The following is a 757-nucleotide window of genomic DNA, read 5'->3' on the forward strand; positions in this document are numbered from 1 at the left end:
TGCTCTATTAAAAACAGTGGGTTTCCCCATTCGGAAATCTCCGGATCAAAGCTTACTTACAGCTCCCCGAAGCATATCGGTGTTAGTACCGTCCTTCATCGGCTCCTAGTGCCAAGGCATTCACCGTGCGCCCTTATTAACTTAACCTAAAAGTTAAAAAGTTCTTACGCATACAACCGAAGTTGTATGTTGAATTACTTGAATGTTTATTGCTTTCAATGTCGTTTTATCCAGTTTTCAAAGAACAAAAAAATAAAATACTCATRAAGAGTATRTTGGTGGAGCCTAGCGGGATCGAACCGCTGACCTCCTGCGTGCAAGGCAGGCGCTCTCCCAGCTGAGCTAAGGCCCCTAAGAAGTATGGTGGGCCTAAATGGACTCGAACCATCGACCTCACGCTTATCAGGCGTGCGCTCTAACCAGCTGAGCTATAGGCCCTCTTAGGAAATTCATATAATTGATATATGAACCTTCAAAACTGAACGCAAAACGTCAACKTATAGACCCWAGGTCTATATTCCGTAATTATCCTTAGAAAGGAGGTGATCCAGCCGCACCTTCCGATACGGCTACCTTGTTACGACTTCACCCCAATCATCTGTCCCACCTTCGGCGGCTGGCTCCTAAAAGGTTACCTCACCGACTTCGGGTGTTACAAACTCTCGTGGTGTGACGGGCGGTGTGTACAAGGCCCGGGAACGTATTCACCGCGGCATGCTGCTCCGCGATTACTAGCGATTCCGGCTTCATGTAGGCG

At 47.7% G+C, this 757-nt stretch carries 2 tRNA genes and 2 rRNA genes; all 4 read right to left on the bottom strand.

The features are described from left to right. Positions 1-147: ribosomal RNA gene (locus AC1DSK_RS17410) — 23S ribosomal RNA — on the bottom strand; the annotation flags it as partial. 129 nt (positions 148-276) lie between these two features. Then, positions 277-352, bottom strand: a tRNA-Ala gene (locus AC1DSK_RS17415). A 9-nt stretch (positions 353-361) separates the two neighbouring features. Then, positions 362-438 (bottom strand) — tRNA-Ile (locus AC1DSK_RS17420). Positions 439-535: 97 nt separating this feature from the next. Further along, positions 536-757 (bottom strand): 16S ribosomal RNA (locus tag AC1DSK_RS17425); the annotation flags it as partial.

This window comes from Paenisporosarcina sp. P4_B8 (assembly GCF_056402175.1).